We start from the raw sequence: 15,432 nt of genomic DNA, 5'->3' as shown, positions 1-15,432 counted from the left end.
TGCCGAACGGCGTGAGTTGCAAACAAACGATCTGGCATCTGCTCACCATCCCGGCCCCATTGTCAGTGCTGGAGCGTAGCCTGCGCGCGGGCCAGGATGCTGATGTGCGCCAGGTCCAACTCCCAGCGCCGGAGGAGGGGGACATGCAACTCTCACCTGAACAACGATTCGCAAAATTGGCCCGCTGGACGAACCCGCCAAGTGAGGCGGAGGAGCAGCGCCTTGAGCGCGCGCGTCGCATGGTCACCCGCGCGGTGCAGCAGCATCCCCGGTTCGCCGGCCTCAAACTCAGCGTCGATGCAAAAGGCTCCTGGGCGAACAACACGAACGTGCGCAGTGAGAGCGATGTTGACATCAAGGTGGAGTTCACCCAGCGCGCCTATCACGGCGTCTCGGCGAGCGGCATGACCTTTTGGGAGCTGGCCCAACAGCGCAACAGCTACAACGGCCCCGGCCCCTGGACGCCCGAGGAGTTCCGCGAAGAGCTCGGAGTAGCACTGAAGGCTGTGTCCAGCGCTGTCGACGCGACACACAATGTCGCCTTCTACGTACCTGATGTCCCTGGCAGCCGCCCCAGCACGGACGTGGTCCCGTGCTTCACGTACCTCCACCAACCCGGCTGGAGCCGCCCCACAGCCCAAGGCACAGTCGTCTTCACGAGAGACGGGAAGCACATTGTCAACTGGTCCCACCAACAGCTGGTCAACGGAAGGGAGAAGAACAAACGCACCGGCCACCGTTACAAGTTCGCGGTCCGCGCCCTGAAGGCAGTGGAGAACGACCTGGTGCGGCTCGGCGAGATCAACGACCTCCCGTCTTATTTCATGGAGTGCCTGATCTATAACGTCCCTGACGCGGTTCTCAAGGCAGGCTCCCTGGACACGGCTTTCGAAGGGGCCCTGACCCACCTACGCCAGCAAGTTCACTTCTGGTGGGGAGATCCGAACGCGTTGATCGAACCGAACGAGATCAAGAAGCTCTTCCAGAGCGGCCAGAAGTGGAAGATCGACGATGCCCGGCAACTACTCAACGCGGCGTGGCACTACCTCAACTACGGGTGATCGCTGATGACTTCACCAGCCCAGTCCATACGCTGGGGCGCGGCAGCCTCCTCCACCATCTACGGCGTTCTGCTCTACGTACTCGGTCTACGCCCTGACCAAGAGCTGAAGTACGCCTTCGCCTATGTCCCTACGGCCCTGGGCTACCTGATCCTGGTCTTTGACAAATGGGCCTGGCGCTGGCCCGGAGTCCACAGGATCACCGGCCATCCGCGCCTGGATGGGACTTGGCGCGCCACGCTCACCCCCAATGCCGAGAGCCACATTCCCACTGGTGGCAACCGGGGCCCCATCCGCGCCTACCTCACGGTCGAACAGTCCTACTGGACCCTCCACGCCACACTGCGCACAGCGGAAAGCAGCTCCCGCCCCAGCAACGCGACCATCCAGAAGACCGACGGATCAGGCATCTCTGAACTCCGTTTCCTCTACGAGAACGTCCCCCAGGTGGCCCATCAGCAGCGCAGCCCTCGACACACCGGCGTCTGCGGGTTGAGCCTGGCAGGCAGGACACCCAGCGCGCTCACCGGCCGCTACTACACCGATCGCTTCACCGCGGGTGACATGGAACTGGTCCTGATCAGCCGGGTCACCGACTACAGCACCTTCGCTCAGGCCACGGCGGCAGACGCCACCGCACCCTGATGACCGTGCTCAGGACGGTGGACCGTGGTCCACGCCTGGTCCACACACGGTGATCAACAACGTGACAGAGCTGCGTCAAGGTGAGACGCGACGCACTCAGAAGGGGTGTCTCTCAAGAGAAACACCCCTTCTGAACTGCATGCTTATGACCTCTGCGGAAGCGGTGGGATTTGAACCCACGGTGACATCGCTGCCACGACGGTTTTCAAGACCGTTCCCTTAGGCCGCTCGGGCACGCTTCCCCGCGCCGCCGTTCAGCCCGGCGGCGCGGGGACAAGAGTAACCGGTGCCCACGCGCGCGTGGGGGCGGTGTACGACCCGCGCGTGGGGTCAGCTGTCGCCCTCGCGGGAGCCCAGGGTGAGCTCCACGGTGTTGGTCTTGCCGTCACGCTCGTAGGTGATCTTGACCTTGTCGCCGGGCTGGTGGGTCCAGATCTCGCCGATGAGGGTCGGGCCGGAGTCGATCACCGTGTCGTCGAGCTTGGTGATGACGTCGCCCGGCTTCAGGCCCGCCTTGTCGGCGGGGCCGCCGGACTCGACGGGGTCGGAGCCGCTGGCGCCCTGCTCGGTGATCTTCGCGCCGCCCGTGGATTCCTCCAGGGAGACCGACGCGCCGATCTTGGCGTAGACGGGCTTGCCGGTCTTGATGAGCTGTTGGGCGACGTACTTGGCCTGGTTGATCGGGATGGCGAAGCCGAGGCCGATGGAGCCGGACTGGCTGGTGCCGCCGAGGCCACCGCTGCTCGTCGACTGGATCGCCGAGTTGATGCCGATCACGTTGCCGTGCGAGTCCAGCAGCGGGCCGCCGGAGTTGCCCGGGTTGATCGAGGCGTCGGTCTGGAGAGCGCTCATGTAGGAGGCGTTCGAACCCGTGCCGTCGCTGGAGGCCACCGGGCGGTTCTTGGCGCTGATGATGCCCGTGGTGACCGTGTTGGACAGGCCGAAGGGGGCGCCGATCGCGATGGTCGAGTCGCCGACCGCCACCTTGTCGGAGTCGCCGAGCGTCAGCGGCTTGAGGTCGCCCGGCGCGTTCTTGAGCTTGATCACCGCGACGTCGTAGCCCTGTGCGTGGCCGACGACCTCGGCGTCGTACTTCTTGCCGTTCGGGAAGGTCGCGGTCAGCTTGCCGCCGTCCACCGCGTCCGCCACCACGTGGTTGTTGGTGAGGATGTGGCCCTCGCGGTCGAAGACGAAACCGGTGCCGGTGCCGCCCTCGCCGCTGCTCGACTCGGCCTCGATGGTCACCGTGCTCGGCAGGGCCGCGGCGGCCACGCCCGCGACGGTGCCCGCGTCGCGCTTGACGTCCCCGCCGCTGTCCGAGGCGGCGACGGTCGTCGAGGAGGTGTTGTCGTCGTTCTTGGCCAGGGTGTAGCCGAGGCCGCCGCCCAGGCCGCCCGCGACCAGGGCCGCGATCAGGACCGCCGCCATCAGGCCACCGCGTCCGCGCCCCGACTTGGGGGCGGGCTGCTGGTAGGAGGCGCCCCAGCCGCCGGCACCCGCACCGCCCGAGCCGCTGTCGGCGTACGACGGGGTCGCGGGCGGCGGGGGCGGCCAGGAGGCGTCCGGGGCCTGACCCGGGGCGCCCTCACCCTGCGAGCCCTGCGGCCCGTGTGGGCCCTGCGCCCCGTACGGACCCTGCTGCCCGTGCGCGTCGGCCGCGCCGCCCGTGCCCGCCGACGCGTAGGCCGGCGCCTGGCCCGCGTGCACCAGTTGCTGCTCCGGTGCGCCGGGGGCGTGCGGGGGCGTCGTGGGGAGCGGGCTGGTCGGGGCGCCGCTGTCGGGCGCGCTCGCCTGCGGGGAGGCCGGGGAGGCTGCGGGGGAATCCACCGGCACGGGAGGTGCGGACGGGGCCGGGGGTACCGCAGTGCCCTCGTTCTCGGTGCTCACAGCTTGTCTCCTCGATCCACGGCTGTTGTCCTAAGGTCGCACTCGGTCACGCTCGTTCACGCTTGCCGACGGTCCGGCGCGATGCAGCTGTGCATGTGCTTTTGTATGCCGTCAGCTTTTCCCACAGGCCGTCAGAGCACCATAAGCGGTGCCTGTGGGTCTGCGACCATCCTTTATATGGGACCTTTCGGACGGATCGGCCGCATCTCGGCGCCCGTATCTCGTCCTGTCATCGCCCACCTCGTGCGACGCGTACCCCGCTGCGGTGGCACCATGACGCGGTGACCCACGCACGGCAGCACAGCATTCAGGTCGTCGCCCACCGAGGAGCCTCCGAAGAGGCCCCCGAGCACACTCTGGCCGCGTACAGGAAGGCGATCGAGGACGGCGCCGACGCCCTTGAGTGCGATGTGCGCCTGACGGCCGACGGCCATCTCGTCTGCGTCCACGACCGACGCGTCAACCGTACGTCCAACGGGCGCGGAGCGGTCTCCGCCCTGGAGCTGGCCGAGCTCGCCGCCCTGGACTTCGGCTCCTGGAAGAACCGGGACGAGGAGCCCGACTGGGAGCACCGCCCCGAGGACCGCGAGGAGACCTCCGTACTGACCCTGGAGCGGCTCCTGGAGCTGGTCGCGGACGCGGGGCGGCGGGTGGAACTGGCCATCGAGACCAAGCACCCCACGCGGTGGGCGGGACAGGTGGAGGAGCGGCTGCTGGTGCTGCTGAAGCGGTTCGGCCTGGAGGCGCCCGCCACGGCCGCCGACTCCCCGGTGCGGATCATGAGCTTCTCGGCCCGTTCGCTGGCACGCGTGCGTGCCGCCTCGCCGATGCTGCCGACGGTCTATCTGATGCAGTTCGTCTCGCCCCGGCTGAGGGACGGTCGGCTTCCGGCGGGCGTGCGGATCGCGGGGCCCTCGATCCGGATCGTGCGCAATCACCCGGCGTACATCGAGCGGCTGAAACGAGCCGGCCACCAGGTGCACGTGTGGACGGTGAACGAGCCCGAGGACGTCGACCTCTGCGTGGAGCTCGGCATCGACGCCATCATCACCAACCGGCCCCGCGCGGTCCTGCGCCAGCTGGGCCGATGACCTTCGCGACGCCTGACGGTGACTCACTGGTAAAGACCTGTGAAGAAACCTTGACCCCACGAGTTGACTGAAGCATCTTCGGTCACGGCCAAATCGTCGAAATCCGGCCACACGATTACAGGGAGTGCTCCGGCGCGTTCGGTCCGTGTTCGATCGTTACGAATGCGTCAGCGGACCTGTATTGGCCGGTTTCCGGTACAGGCCAATGGGGCATCCACACCGTGGCGTGGGGCAAAGGAGGTCTCGGGGGTGGCGTTGGTGGTGGCACAGGAGGTGCCCACGTCGTCGAGCATGGCCGTACCCCATGGCCCTGCGGGCGTGGGGGAAGCAAGACACCGGATGCGTTCTCAGTTGCGCAGGGGCGGTGTGTCGGAAGCGGTCATCGACGACGCCGTACTGATTCTTTCCGAACTCTTGAGCAACGCGTGCAAGCACGGCCGGCCCCTGGGCGACGCCCTAACCGGGGACGGCGACGTCCGCGCCGCGTGGCGCGTGGAGCCGAGCGGCAGACTCACGGTCGAGGTGACGGACGGCGGCGGGCCCACGCGCCCTGCTCCGGCCACGCCCTCGGTCACCGCGCACGGCGGCCGCGGGCTCAACATCATCACCGCGCTGTCCGACGACTGGGGCGTCCGGGACGACGCCCGCGGCGAGGTCACGGTGTGGGTCGTCGTGCACGACGACGTTCATGATCCGGACGCCGGCCACCGCCGGGACGACTTCGCTACGCGCGTCACGGCGCCGTCGGTGTCGTCGATCGCCGACCTGGACTTCGTGGACGCCTTCACCGACATGGACTGAGGCGCGCGGCACCCGCCATGCGCCGCGGACCTTCACCGGCACGGCACGCCCGGGACGTTGTCGAAGGATCCCGTCGCGCAGGGCCGACCCGGCACGTTGTCCACAGGCTCCCGTCGCGCATGGCGTGAACGACTAGGCTCCCGCCCGTACGAGACGAGCCGTAACCGGGAGACCCCACGATGGCCAAGAAGCGACCCCAGACGAAGGCCCAGCGCCCTCAGATCGCCGACGGGGAGGTCCCGGTCGTCGGTGCCCGTGAGCCCTGCCCCTGCGGCAGCGGCCGCCGCTACAAGGCGTGCCACGGCCGGGCCGCCGCGCACGCGGTGACCGAGCTGGTGCAGCGCCCGTTCGAGGGCCTGGTGGGCGAGGGCGACTGGGTCGCGCTGCGCGAGCTGGTGCCGGCCGCCACGGTCGAGCTGTCGCTGAAGGGCGGCCTCCCCGAGGGCGTCCCGTCGGTCACGCTGGCGACGGTGCTGCCGATGGCGTGGCCGGCGCTGCGCCGCGACGACGGTTCGGTGCTGCTGGGTCTGCAGAACGACACGGCGTCGGGCGACATCAGCCGCGACCTCGCCGACACTCTCCAGCGCGCGCTCACCGCCGAGCCGGGCACTCCGGTCCAGGGCCGCCGTGCGCCCGCCGAAGGTCCGCGGCTGCAGGACCTGCTCGACCCCGAAGGCACGTTCGAGCCAGTCGTGCACGAGGGCTTCGAGTTCTGGGTCCCGGACGCGGAGAACGCCACCCCGGAGGTGACCGCCTCCCTGGAGCGGGCCAACGCCGCGGCCATCCCGACCGTGAAGCTCCAGGGCGTGGACGCCGCCTACTGGTGCGAGACGCCGGAGAAGAACCACCTGCGCTGGGTCATGCCGTACGGCGAGGAGCAGCTTCTGGACGCGCTCGCGCGGCTGCACGCGGCCGGGAAGTCCGGCCTCGGCGAGGGCACCCGGCTGGTGGGCTCCTTCCGCGCCCATGGCCTCACCGTGCCGGTGTGGGACCTGCCGAGCGGGGTCTCCGCGGAGGACGTGGAGAAGCCGGCGGCCGAGTTCGCCGAGCGCCTCACCGCCGCGCTGGCCTCGGACGCACCGCTCACCGCGGACGAGCGCCGCGCGCGGGGCGGTCTGACCAACCGACAGGTGACGCTCAGCTGAGACACAGGTACGGGACAGGGTTCGGCTGACTGGTCGGTCAGCCGGAACCGGTCCCGCCGTGCGGCCGGAAGGGATCACAACTGCCGCCCGCGGCAAGTGAGTCGGTGTCCGGAAAGCCGACGAACTTCCGGGATCGAATTTGCGAACAGCCGATCTCTTGTTACCGTTCGAGTAGCCCGGTTGCTGGTGCATCCCCCGTCGCCAGCAACCGGGTCTTTGTACGCCCGCTTCCGTTCACGGAACGCCGAGTGGCGTCAACTGCCGGTAGGCGTCGAGGAGTTGCTTCCGCTTCGCAGCAGCAGCGGCCCGCTGCCGGCCTCGCCCGCGAACTCCGCGACCGCCGTGTAGGCGTCCGGACCGCCCCGGCTGCGCTCCCTGGGCGTCTCGCAGGTCCCCGGCTCGTCCCCCGCGCCCACGGCGCAGCGCATCTGCACGGTCCGGTCGTCCGGACCCATGAGGCTCAGCACGGAGTCGAGCGCGCCGCCGGTGACATTGCGGTAGTAGGTCCGCGCCCAGGTCTCCTCGCCCTGCGTCAGGACACAGGTCTGCGCCTCGATGCCGTCGGGGGAGGTGAGTTCGGGACCGCAGCGCGCGGCGGTGGCCAGACCGAGGCCGAGCAGGGGAGAGCGGCTGGGCGCGGCGGACGGCGCCTTGGCATCGTCGCGCGGGGAGGTGCGCGCCGCCTCACGCACCACCTCGTCGCCCACCTGCCCCGCGGACGCCACGGCCAGCGGCAGCGCGACCGCGCATACCACGACGCCCGAGAGGGCGAGGAGACGAATCTTTCGGGGGTCCGGGGGTCGTCCCCCAGAATGACGCAGCATGAAAGGGGACGATAACGACCGGGCGCACACGGCTGGTTCCGTGCGCGCCCGACACCCCTACAACTCGGGCGCGCTCACACCCGTACGAGTGAGGGCGTCGACCACCGCGTCGACCACGGCCTCCACATCGGGCACCCACGGAGAGGCCGAGCCGGGCAGCGGGGCGCGCTCCCAGCGGATGGCGCCGTGGCCGGTCTCGGACGGGGGCAGGGCGAGGTAGCCGCCCTCGCCGTGGAACCGCAGCGAGCCGGGGACGAAGTCCTTGGCGTACAGCAGTTCGCCCAACTGCTCCATGGAGTACGGCTTGACGAGGATCGACCAGCGGTTGGGTGCGGCGACCACCGGTCCGAGGCGCATGCCCTGACGGTCCAGGGCGGTGAGCGCGCGGGAGGCCGCGAGGGCCGGCAGGGAGACCGCGCAGGGAGCCTGGCCACCGGTGGCCAGGACGATCGGCGCGGCGGGTCGGTTGGTCCACCACCAGCGCACCATGCGCTCGTCGGTGGTGGCCGCGAGGAGGCCGGGATCGAAGGGGTGCGCCCCGGGCACCGTGCACTCGGGGTCGGGACAGGAGCAGCGGGCCCGGCCCTGCGGGTCCGGCGCCGCGCCCGGGAGTACGGGCCACTGCCATTCCGTCGCGAAGGTCAGGGCCGCGCTGATCAACTCAGGCCCCCCGTCGTTCCGCTTGGACAGGAGCCTGCGTGCCTTTCCGAGGATCTCGCGCATGAGCGCTCGTTCCTTTCCGTTGCACCGCTGGCAACACCGTGGGCCACATCACACCATGTGTCGATCACTGCACTGTGCGTACCTGTTGGCGCATCACACCCCTGTCCGAGACAAGGGGAACCCCTATGGGCCGAACGTCGGCTGCGTCCGCGGCAGCCGGGCCCACACTGCATCTATCAAAAGCATGGGCGTGGCGTGGGGGTGGCGAAGTCTGGCGTTTTGCCGTCCCGCGTATTTCTCTTCGCCTCCGCCACGGGAGGATGGGGCTCGGTCGTCGGTGGCTAAGACGCCCGGGTCCGTCACCAGGTTCCGGGTGGTTGTCAACCACCCCTGGCCTTCTCCGAGTACGTACCCATCACGACCGCTGTGACGCTCTGTGGAGCAAGGCCAGTCGACCGCAATAAGGCGTTACCTGAGTCAGTTTCAAGCCAACTTCGCTTTTCGGCAAGGGGTGCACCGGTGACCCACGGACACCAGGAATCCCGGCAGGACAATGCTGGACATCCCCTCACGAGTGCGTGTACATGTGGAGACACTGCTAGCGGCGCAGAATGACATGGGGGTTTGCGATGCTTTTGAGCAATACGCACCGGTCGGAAAGCCGGACGCCATGAACGCCCCTCACCCTCCGAAAGTGGCCGGAATCGATTCAACGGTTCCCTCGCCCGCACACACTGTCGCGCCCGCGCCCGTAGCCCCGGACACCTCACCGGCCCCGCCACCGGGCGCCCCCGGGGCCCTGCTCCAGGACCGGCTCGCCGGCTGGGTCTCCGACCTCACGACCCTCCACGAGCTCACCGAGCGGCTGGCCCGCACGGATTCCCTCGCGGAGGCACTGACCGAACTGCTGCGCGCCGGAGCCGCCCTGGTGGGCGCCCGGCGCGGTCTCGTCGTACTGGAACCCGGCGACGGCCTCGGCCCCGACACCACCATCGGCCTCGGCCTCGCCCGCGCCGACCTCGGCCACATCGAGACCGTCCCGCGCAGCGCCATGTCCTACGGCCGCATCCTCGACGGACTCCCCGACGCCGACGGCGAGATCGCCGAGCCCGACCTCTTCGCCGAGGACGGCCTCGACCCCCGCCACCGCGAAGTGGCCGCCCGCCTCGGCTACGCCGCGAGCTACGCGCTGCCCCTGTCCTCGGACGCGGCGGGCCGCCTCGGCGCGGCCGTGTGGCTGTACGACGAACCGGCCGAGCCCGGCGAGCGCCAGCGCCACCTCGTCGGCCTGTACGCCCGTTACGCCACCGAGCACCTGGCGCGCCTCGTCGAGCTCGAGCGCACGCGCGCGTCCATGGCGACGATGGCCGAGGAGCTGCTGCCGTCCCGGCTCCCCCGCGTCGCCGGCGTCCAGCTCGCCGCCCGGCACCGCACCGGCCCGCGCGGCGGCGGCGACTGGTACGACGCCCTGCCGCTGCCCGATGCCGCCCTCGGTCTCGCGGTCGGCTCGGTGACCGGCTCCGGCCCCAGCGCGGTCGCCGCGATGGGCCGGCTCAGAGCGTCGCTGCGGGCGTACGCCGTCATGGAGGGCGAGGACCCGGTCGCGGTCCTGTCCGACCTGGAGCTGCTGCTGCGCCTGACCGAGCCCGCCCGCTCCGCCACCGCCCTGTTCGCCTACTGCGAGCCCGCCCTGCGCAAGATCACGCTGGCCGGTGCCGGGCACTGCCCGCCGCTGCTGGTAGGCGAGCGGCGCACGGAGTTCGTGGAGACGTCCGTGTCGGCGCCGCTCGGCATGCTCGCCTGCTGGGAGGCGCCCAGCGTGGAGCTGGTGGCCGAACCCGGAGAGACGGTTCTGCTCTACACCGACGGGCTGCTGCACCGTACCGGCGACGCCACCGACCGCGCCTTCGCGCGGCTGCACGCCGCCGCCGCGGGCGTACCGAAGGCGCTGCGGCACGACCCGGACGCGATCGCCGACCACGTGCTGCGCACGGTGCTGCCGGACGGGCTGGACGCGGCGGACTCCGACGAGGACGTCGTGCTGCTCGCCGCTCGTTTCGAGTAGCGCCCCGTGTAACGCCGGACAGCGGCGTGTAACAGGCCTTCCGGCCCTGGGCCCCCTTCCGTACGACCGTACGATGGAGGGGGTCCAGTGCCGTATCGAGGAGGATGACCGTGGCCGACGAGCTCAACCCGGAGACCCCGGAGACTGAGTCGGAAGAGCCCATCAAGCAGCGGAAGAACGGCCTGTACCCGGGCGTCTCCGACGAGCTCGCCGAGAACATGAAGTCCGGCTGGGCCGACACCGAGCTGCACGACCTGGAGCCGATCGCCCAGGCCGCCGAGACCGCGGCCCGCCGTGCGGCGCTCTCCGCCCGTTTCCCGGGCGAGCGGCTGGTGATCCCCGCGGGCAACCTGAAGACCCGCTCCAACGACACCGAGTACGCCTTCCGGGCCTCCGTGGAGTACGCGTACCTCACCGGAAACCAGACCGAGGACGGCGTCCTGGTCATGGAGCCGGTCGCCGACGGGCACAAGGCGACGATCTACCTGCTGCCGCGCTCCGACCGCGAGAACGGCGAGTTCTGGCTCTCCGGCCAGGGCGAGCTGTGGGTGGGCCGCCGGCACTCCCTCACCGAGGCGGAGAAGCTGTACGGCATCCCCGCCTCCGACGTCCGCGAGCTGGCCGACGCGCTGCGCGAGGCGACCGGCCCGGTCCGCGTCGTCCGCGGTTACGACGCCGGCATCGAGGCCGCGCTGACCGACAAGGTCACCGCCGAGCGCGACGAGGAGCTGCGGGTCTTCCTCTCCGAGGCGCGGCTGATCAAGGACGAGTTCGAGATCGGCGAGCTGCAGAAGGCCGTCGACTCGACCGCGCGCGGCTTCGAGGACGTGGTGAAGGTCCTCGACAAGGCCGAGGCGACGAGCGAGCGCTACATCGAGGGCACCTTCTTCCTCCGCGCGCGGGTCGAGGGCAACGACATCGGCTACGGCTCCATCTGCGCCGCCGGTCCGCACGCCTGCACGCTGCACTGGGTGCGCAACGACGGGCCGGTCCGCTCCGGTGACCTGCTGCTGCTCGACGCGGGCGTCGAGACGCACACGTACTACACCGCCGACGTCACGCGCACGCTGCCGATCAACGGCCGCTACAGCGAGATCCAGAAGAAGATCTACGACGCCGTGTACGACGCCCAGGAGGCCGGTATCGCGGCCGTGAAGCCGGGCGCCAAGTACCGGGACTTCCACGACGCCGCGCAGCGGGTGCTGGCCGAGCGGCTCGTCGAGTGGGGGCTTGTCGAGGGGCCGGTGGAGCGGGTGCTGGAGCTGGGGCTCCAGCGGCGCTGGACGCTGCACGGGACCGGGCACATGCTCGGCATGGACGTCCACGACTGCGCTGCCGCGCGGGTGGAGACGTACGTCGACGGTGTCCTTGAGCCGGGGATGGTGCTGACCGTTGAGCCCGGGCTGTACTTCCAGGCCGACGATCTGACCGTGCCCGAGGAGTACCGGGGTATCGGGGTGCGGATCGAGGACGACATTCTGGTGACCGTGGACGGTAACCGGAACATGTCTGAGGGGCTGCCTCGGCGGTCTGATGAGGTCGAGAGCTGGATGGCTGCTCTTAAGGGCTGACGGGTGGTTTGAAGGCTGGGTACCTGTGGGGTGCCCGGCCTTCGTTGCGGGCTGCGGGTGTGTGGGGGCTTGTCGCGCAGTTCCCCGCGCCCCTAGAAGCAGGGGGTTGGTGTGGACCTGCATATAGAGCTCATCGCTTCCGAGGGGCGGCGTCACGGGATTGAGCGTGCCCTTCGTGATGCCGTGCGCGATGGGCGGCTTGCTCCTGGGGCTCGGTTGCCTGCTACTCGGCGGCTGGCAGAGGAGCTCGGGGTTTCTCGGGGGACCGTCAAGGCCGCCTATGACCAGCTTGTCGCCGAGGGGTATCTGACCGCTCGGCAGGGGGCCGGGACGCAGGTCGCCGCGCTGCCCGTTGCCGAGGCCGCGGCTGTTCCCGTCGCCTCACGCGCGCGTGCGCCTCGGTTCGATCTGCGGCCTGGGAGTCCGGACGTCGGGGCCTTTCCTGCCGCCGCCTGGTTGCGGGCGTTGCGGCGGGCCATCGCGACGGCGCCCTCACTGGCGTACGACTACGGAGATCCTCGCGGGCGGATCGAGCTGCGGAACGCGCTGTCGGGGTATCTGGGGCGGGCGCGCGGGGTCGTCGCGCCGCCGGAGCGGATCGTGATCACCTCGGGGTACGTCCAGGGGCTGGCGCTGCTCACGCGCGTGCTGGACGGGGGCGAGATCGCCATGGAGGATCCCGGGCTGGCCTTCCACCGGGAGGTGGTGCGTCGGGCGGGCGGTCGCGTCGTGCCGCTGCGAGTGGACGAGAAGGGGGCCTGTGCGGGGGAGTTGAGGGACTCGCGGGCGGTCGTGCTGACGCCGGCGCATCAGTATCCGACCGGGGTGACGCTCCATCCCTCGCGGCGGCGGGCGGTCACCGACTGGGCACGCGCGCGTGGCGGGTTGATCATCGAGGACGACTACGACGGGGAGTTCCGGTACGACCGGCAGCCCGTCGGGGCGCTCCAGGGAATGGCCCCGGGGCAGGTGGTGTATCTGGGCACCGCGTCCAAGACCCTCGGGCCCGCGCTGCGGCTCGGCTGGATGGTGCTGCCGCCGCACCTGGTCGACGCGGTCGCCGACGCCAAGCTGCACAGTGATCACCACACCGAGACGATCGGGCAGTTGGCGCTCGCCGAGCTCATCGACGGTCATGCCTACGACCGTCATGTGCGCGCGTGCCGGCTGCGGTACCGGCGGCGCCGGGACCAGTTGCTGCACCGGCTCGGGGAGCGGCGGGCGGTGCGCGGGATCGCGGCCGGGCTGCACGCGCTGGTGGAGGTCGCCGACGAGAAAGAGGCCTTCGCGCGGGCGGAGGCAGCAGGGGTCGCGGTGGGGCGGCTGGGGGATCACTGGCACACGGCGGACGGTGGGGAGGGGCGGGCGCAGGGGCTGGTCGTGGGGTACGGGACGCCTCGGGAGCGGGTCTATCCGGAGGCGTTGGAGGCGCTGGGGCGGGTGCTCGATGGACGGGGTCGGGGAGAGGCCTGAAGGCCGTCCCAGCGAGGGCGGATTGGGCCAAGGAAAGGGCCGGTGATTGGGCCTGTTTGTCGGTCCAGTCGGCTTTTAACGTCGGTCGTATGACGAACTCGCTCGTCCCGCCCAGGGGGCCGCAACGCGTCCTCGCCGTCGCCCAGTTGACCAACGCCGTCGGTGACGGTGCCTTCCTCGTGACCTCGGCGCTCTACTTCACGTACGTCGTCGAGCTCGCCCCCGCGCGCGTGGGGCTCGGGCTCACCCTCGCGTGGGCCCTCGGGGCGGTGGCCGGGGTGCCGCTGGGGCGCCTCGCGGACCGGCGCGGGGCGCGCGGGACGGCGGTGCTGCTCGCGGTGGTGGCGGGGGTCGCTGTCGCGGCGTTCCTCTTCGTGCGTGCGTTCGTGCCGTTCGTCGTGGCCGCGTGCGTCTACGCCGCCGCGCAGTCGGGGCTGGCGGCGGCCCGGCAGACGCTGCTGGCGGGGCTGGTGCCGGCCGGGGAGCGGACCGGGCTGCTGGCGCATCTGCAGTCGGCGTTCAACGCGGGACTGGCGGTGGGCGCGGGGCTGGGCGGGCTGGCGCTGCAGGCGGGGACGCGGGCGGCGTATCTCGGGGTGTTCGCGCTGGATGTGCTGAGCTTCGTGGTGTGTGCGGGGGTGCTGCTGCGGCTGCCTTCGGTGGCGCCCGTCGCTGCCGAGCGGAAACGTCACGGCGGCCTCGCCGTCCTGCGCGACCGGCGCTATGTCGCCGTCACGCTCCTCAACACCGTCCTGCTGCTGCGGATGCCGCTGCTGAGCCTCGCGCTGCCGCTCTGGATCGCGGAGCGGACCGACGCACCGGCGTGGCTGGTCTCCGCACTGTTCGTGCTCAACACCGGGGCCGTGATGCTGTTCCAGGTGCGGATGGCGCGCGGGGTCACGGGGCTCGCGTCGGCCACGCGCGCGGTGCGGCGGTCGGGGTGGGTCATGCTGGCGGCATGCGGGGCGTTCGCGCTGTCGGCGGGCGGCTCGGCGTGGCCGGCCGCCGGGGCGCTGGTCGTCGGGGCGGTGCTTCAGGTCGTCGCGGAGATGGGGCAGTCCGCCGGGTCCTGGCAGCTCTCCTTCGACCTGGCGCCGGCCGACCGGGTCGGCGAGTACCAGGGCTTCTTCGGCACCGGGGTGACGGTGGCGCGGACGCTGGGGCCGCTCGTGCTGACGACGCTGCTGCTCGGGTGGGGCACGGCCGGGTGGCTGCTGCTGGGAGGGGCGACGCTCGTGGCGTCGTACGCCATGGGGCCGGTGGCGCGACGCCGGCGCGGCGTCTCCCAGCCGGAGGCCGGCCCGCAGCCGGTGCTCGTGAACTGACGGCCACCCGGCGCGCGTCCGGGCTGCCGACCCGCGTTCAGGCCGCCCTGGCCGGTGAACCCGCCTGTACCGGAAGCGAGTCCAGGAACAGCGCCCCCGCCAGCAGCCCCGCGCTGCCGCGGGGGCTCCACGCGCGCGTGTGCAGGTCCTCGTCGAAGGCGGCGAGGGCCGTGGCGCCCGCCGCCGTGGACGTGCCGCCCGCTTCCAGGACCTCGCGGGCGCCCGCCTGGACGTGGCGCAGGCCGAGGGGGCCCGCGGTGTAGAGGAGTTCGGTGTCCTGGAGGGTGGACATCACGGTGAGCAGGGCGTCCAGCCGGGCCTGCGCCTCCGTGGCGCCGGCCTTGCGGGCGGCGGCGAGCGCGTCCAACGCCCGCCGTACGTGCGGGAATCCGGCCCGCGCCTCGCCACGCGCCCCGGCGGCGCCGTACTTCGCCGACACCGACGAGCCGCGCGACGGCCGCCGCGGGGCCCGCTTGTCGGGGTGCCGGGCGATGCTCTTGGCGGTCGCGGCGACCTCCCAGCCCGTCGTCCCCGGGTTCAGGGCGGCCGCGGCGACCAGCAGGCCGAGCGCCCACAGGGCACCCCGGTGGCCGCCGCCCGCGAGGCCCACCGAGTGCTCGGTGCAGCGGCCGATCGCGCCAAGTTCGCTGCGGAGCCCGGGAGTCGGCTCGCCGGTGCGGCGGGCGGCGGCGGCCATGGCCGCGAGGCCGGGTACGAGCGCCTTCGCCGACCAGCGCAGGGCGCTGTGGTCCAGGCGGGTGGTACGTGCGTCCAGGTCGCGCGGATCGGGCAGCCCCGGCTTGGGAGCCAGGGCCAGCTGCCCGGTCAGCGCGGTCACGGCGGCATGCGCCAGCGCTTCGTCCTCGCGGCTGCTCATGGCC

General features: G+C 71.2%; 13 protein-coding genes and 1 tRNA gene. 9 read left to right on the top strand and 5 right to left on the bottom strand.

The window, feature by feature from the left end:
* Window positions 1–143: 143 nt before the first annotated feature.
* Together IQ210_RS11565 and IQ210_RS11560 are read left to right on the top strand one after the other, a co-directional pair.
* Window positions 144–1,061, top strand: a complete 918-nt coding sequence (locus IQ210_RS11565) for a nucleotidyltransferase family protein (RefSeq protein ID WP_194078805.1) — start codon at window positions 144–146, stop codon at window positions 1,059–1,061.
* Window positions 1,062–1,067: 6 nt separating this feature from the next.
* Entirely contained in the window at window positions 1,068–1,706 is a 639-nt protein-coding gene (locus IQ210_RS11560) for a Cap15 family cyclic dinucleotide receptor domain-containing protein (protein WP_194078804.1), read from the top strand.
* Between the two features lie 155 nt (window positions 1,707–1,861).
* Here IQ210_RS11560 and IQ210_RS11555 read toward each other — a convergent pair.
* Both IQ210_RS11555 and IQ210_RS11550 read right to left on the bottom strand, forming a co-directional pair.
* A tRNA-Ser gene (locus tag IQ210_RS11555) sits at window positions 1,862–1,948 on the bottom strand.
* A gap of 88 nt (window positions 1,949–2,036) precedes the next feature.
* A complete protein-coding gene (locus tag IQ210_RS11550; protein ID WP_194078803.1) occupies window positions 2,037–3,593 on the bottom strand; it encodes a S1C family serine protease in 1,557 nt (518 codons plus the stop codon).
* Window positions 3,594–3,874: 281 nt separating this feature from the next.
* Here IQ210_RS11550 and IQ210_RS11545 point away from each other — a divergent pair, with 281 nt between their 5' ends.
* From IQ210_RS11545 to IQ210_RS11535, 3 genes are all read left to right on the top strand, one after another.
* On the top strand, window positions 3,875–4,684 hold the full coding sequence (locus IQ210_RS11545; RefSeq protein ID WP_194078802.1) for a glycerophosphodiester phosphodiesterase: 810 nt from the start codon (window positions 3,875–3,877) through the stop codon (window positions 4,682–4,684).
* Window positions 4,685–4,846: 162 nt separating this feature from the next.
* Window positions 4,847–5,485, top strand: a complete 639-nt coding sequence (locus IQ210_RS11540; protein WP_194078801.1) for an ATP-binding protein — start codon at window positions 4,847–4,849, stop codon at window positions 5,483–5,485.
* A gap of 179 nt (window positions 5,486–5,664) precedes the next feature.
* Window positions 5,665–6,630, top strand: coding sequence for a DUF5926 family protein (locus IQ210_RS11535; RefSeq protein ID WP_194078800.1), 966 nt, complete (start codon window positions 5,665–5,667; stop codon window positions 6,628–6,630).
* Between the two features lie 254 nt (window positions 6,631–6,884).
* Here the strand turns inward: IQ210_RS11535 and IQ210_RS11530 are convergent, their stop codons facing one another.
* Window positions 6,885–7,454 carry a hypothetical protein gene (locus IQ210_RS11530; RefSeq protein WP_194078799.1) on the bottom strand — a complete coding sequence of 190 codons (570 nt, stop codon included), beginning with the start codon at window positions 7,452–7,454 and terminating at the stop codon, window positions 6,885–6,887.
* Window positions 7,455–7,511: 57 nt separating this feature from the next.
* Window positions 7,512–8,177 (bottom strand): bifunctional DNA primase/polymerase, encoded by a 666-nt coding sequence (locus tag IQ210_RS11525; protein ID WP_194078798.1) that lies wholly within the window; start codon window positions 8,175–8,177, stop codon window positions 7,512–7,514.
* A gap of 493 nt (window positions 8,178–8,670) precedes the next feature.
* Here IQ210_RS11525 and IQ210_RS11520 point away from each other — a divergent pair, with 493 nt between their 5' ends.
* From IQ210_RS11520 to IQ210_RS11505, 4 genes are all read left to right on the top strand, one after another.
* Window positions 8,671–10,182 (top strand): PP2C family protein-serine/threonine phosphatase, encoded by a 1,512-nt coding sequence (locus tag IQ210_RS11520; RefSeq protein WP_194078797.1) that lies wholly within the window; start codon window positions 8,671–8,673, stop codon window positions 10,180–10,182.
* A gap of 104 nt (window positions 10,183–10,286) precedes the next feature.
* A complete protein-coding gene (locus IQ210_RS11515) occupies window positions 10,287–11,753 on the top strand; it encodes an aminopeptidase P family protein (protein ID WP_194078796.1) in 1,467 nt (488 codons plus the stop codon).
* A 111-nt stretch (window positions 11,754–11,864) separates the two neighbouring features.
* Window positions 11,865–13,226: a MocR-like pyridoxine biosynthesis transcription factor PdxR gene (gene pdxR, locus IQ210_RS11510; protein WP_194078795.1), complete on the top strand. Its 1,362-nt coding sequence runs from the start codon at window positions 11,865–11,867 to the stop codon at window positions 13,224–13,226.
* Window positions 13,227–13,315: 89 nt separating this feature from the next.
* Entirely contained in the window at window positions 13,316–14,551 is a 1,236-nt protein-coding gene (locus IQ210_RS11505) for an MFS transporter (protein WP_194078794.1), read from the top strand.
* Between the two features lie 37 nt (window positions 14,552–14,588).
* Here IQ210_RS11505 and IQ210_RS11500 read toward each other — a convergent pair whose 3' ends face one another.
* Window positions 14,589–15,428, bottom strand: coding sequence for a triphosphoribosyl-dephospho-CoA synthase (locus IQ210_RS11500; protein ID WP_194078793.1), 840 nt, complete (start codon window positions 15,426–15,428; stop codon window positions 14,589–14,591).
* Between the last annotated feature and the right edge of the window lie 4 nt (window positions 15,429–15,432).

The sequence above is a fragment of the Streptomyces justiciae genome, from assembly GCF_015163075.1.
Taxonomy (GTDB): domain Bacteria; phylum Actinomycetota; class Actinomycetes; order Streptomycetales; family Streptomycetaceae; genus Streptomyces; species Streptomyces justiciae.
The sequence above is the reverse complement of the archived record's forward strand: the minus strand, read 5'-3'. Positions and strand labels throughout refer to the sequence as shown.

Coding starts and splice junctions, on each gene's coding strand:
- IQ210_RS11565 (WP_194078805.1), top strand. CDS start 144: ATGCAACTCTCACCTGAACAACGATTCGCAAAATTGGCCCGCTGGACG.
- IQ210_RS11560 (WP_194078804.1), top strand. CDS start 1,068: ATGACTTCACCAGCCCAGTCCATACGCTGGGGCGCGGCAGCCTCCTCC.
- IQ210_RS11540 (WP_194078801.1), top strand. CDS start 4,847: ATGCGTCAGCGGACCTGTATTGGCCGGTTTCCGGTACAGGCCAATGGG.
- IQ210_RS11535 (WP_194078800.1), top strand. CDS start 5,665: ATGGCCAAGAAGCGACCCCAGACGAAGGCCCAGCGCCCTCAGATCGCC.
- IQ210_RS11530 (WP_194078799.1), bottom strand. CDS start 7,454: ATGCTGCGTCATTCTGGGGGACGACCCCCGGACCCCCGAAAGATTCGT.
- IQ210_RS11525 (WP_194078798.1), bottom strand. CDS start 8,177: ATGCGCGAGATCCTCGGAAAGGCACGCAGGCTCCTGTCCAAGCGGAAC.
- IQ210_RS11520 (WP_194078797.1), top strand. CDS start 8,671: ATGCTGGACATCCCCTCACGAGTGCGTGTACATGTGGAGACACTGCTA.
- IQ210_RS11515 (WP_194078796.1), top strand. CDS start 10,287: ATGACCGTGGCCGACGAGCTCAACCCGGAGACCCCGGAGACTGAGTCG.
- IQ210_RS11505 (WP_194078794.1), top strand. CDS start 13,316: ATGACGAACTCGCTCGTCCCGCCCAGGGGGCCGCAACGCGTCCTCGCC.
- IQ210_RS11500 (WP_194078793.1), bottom strand. CDS start 15,428: ATGAGCAGCCGCGAGGACGAAGCGCTGGCGCATGCCGCCGTGACCGCG.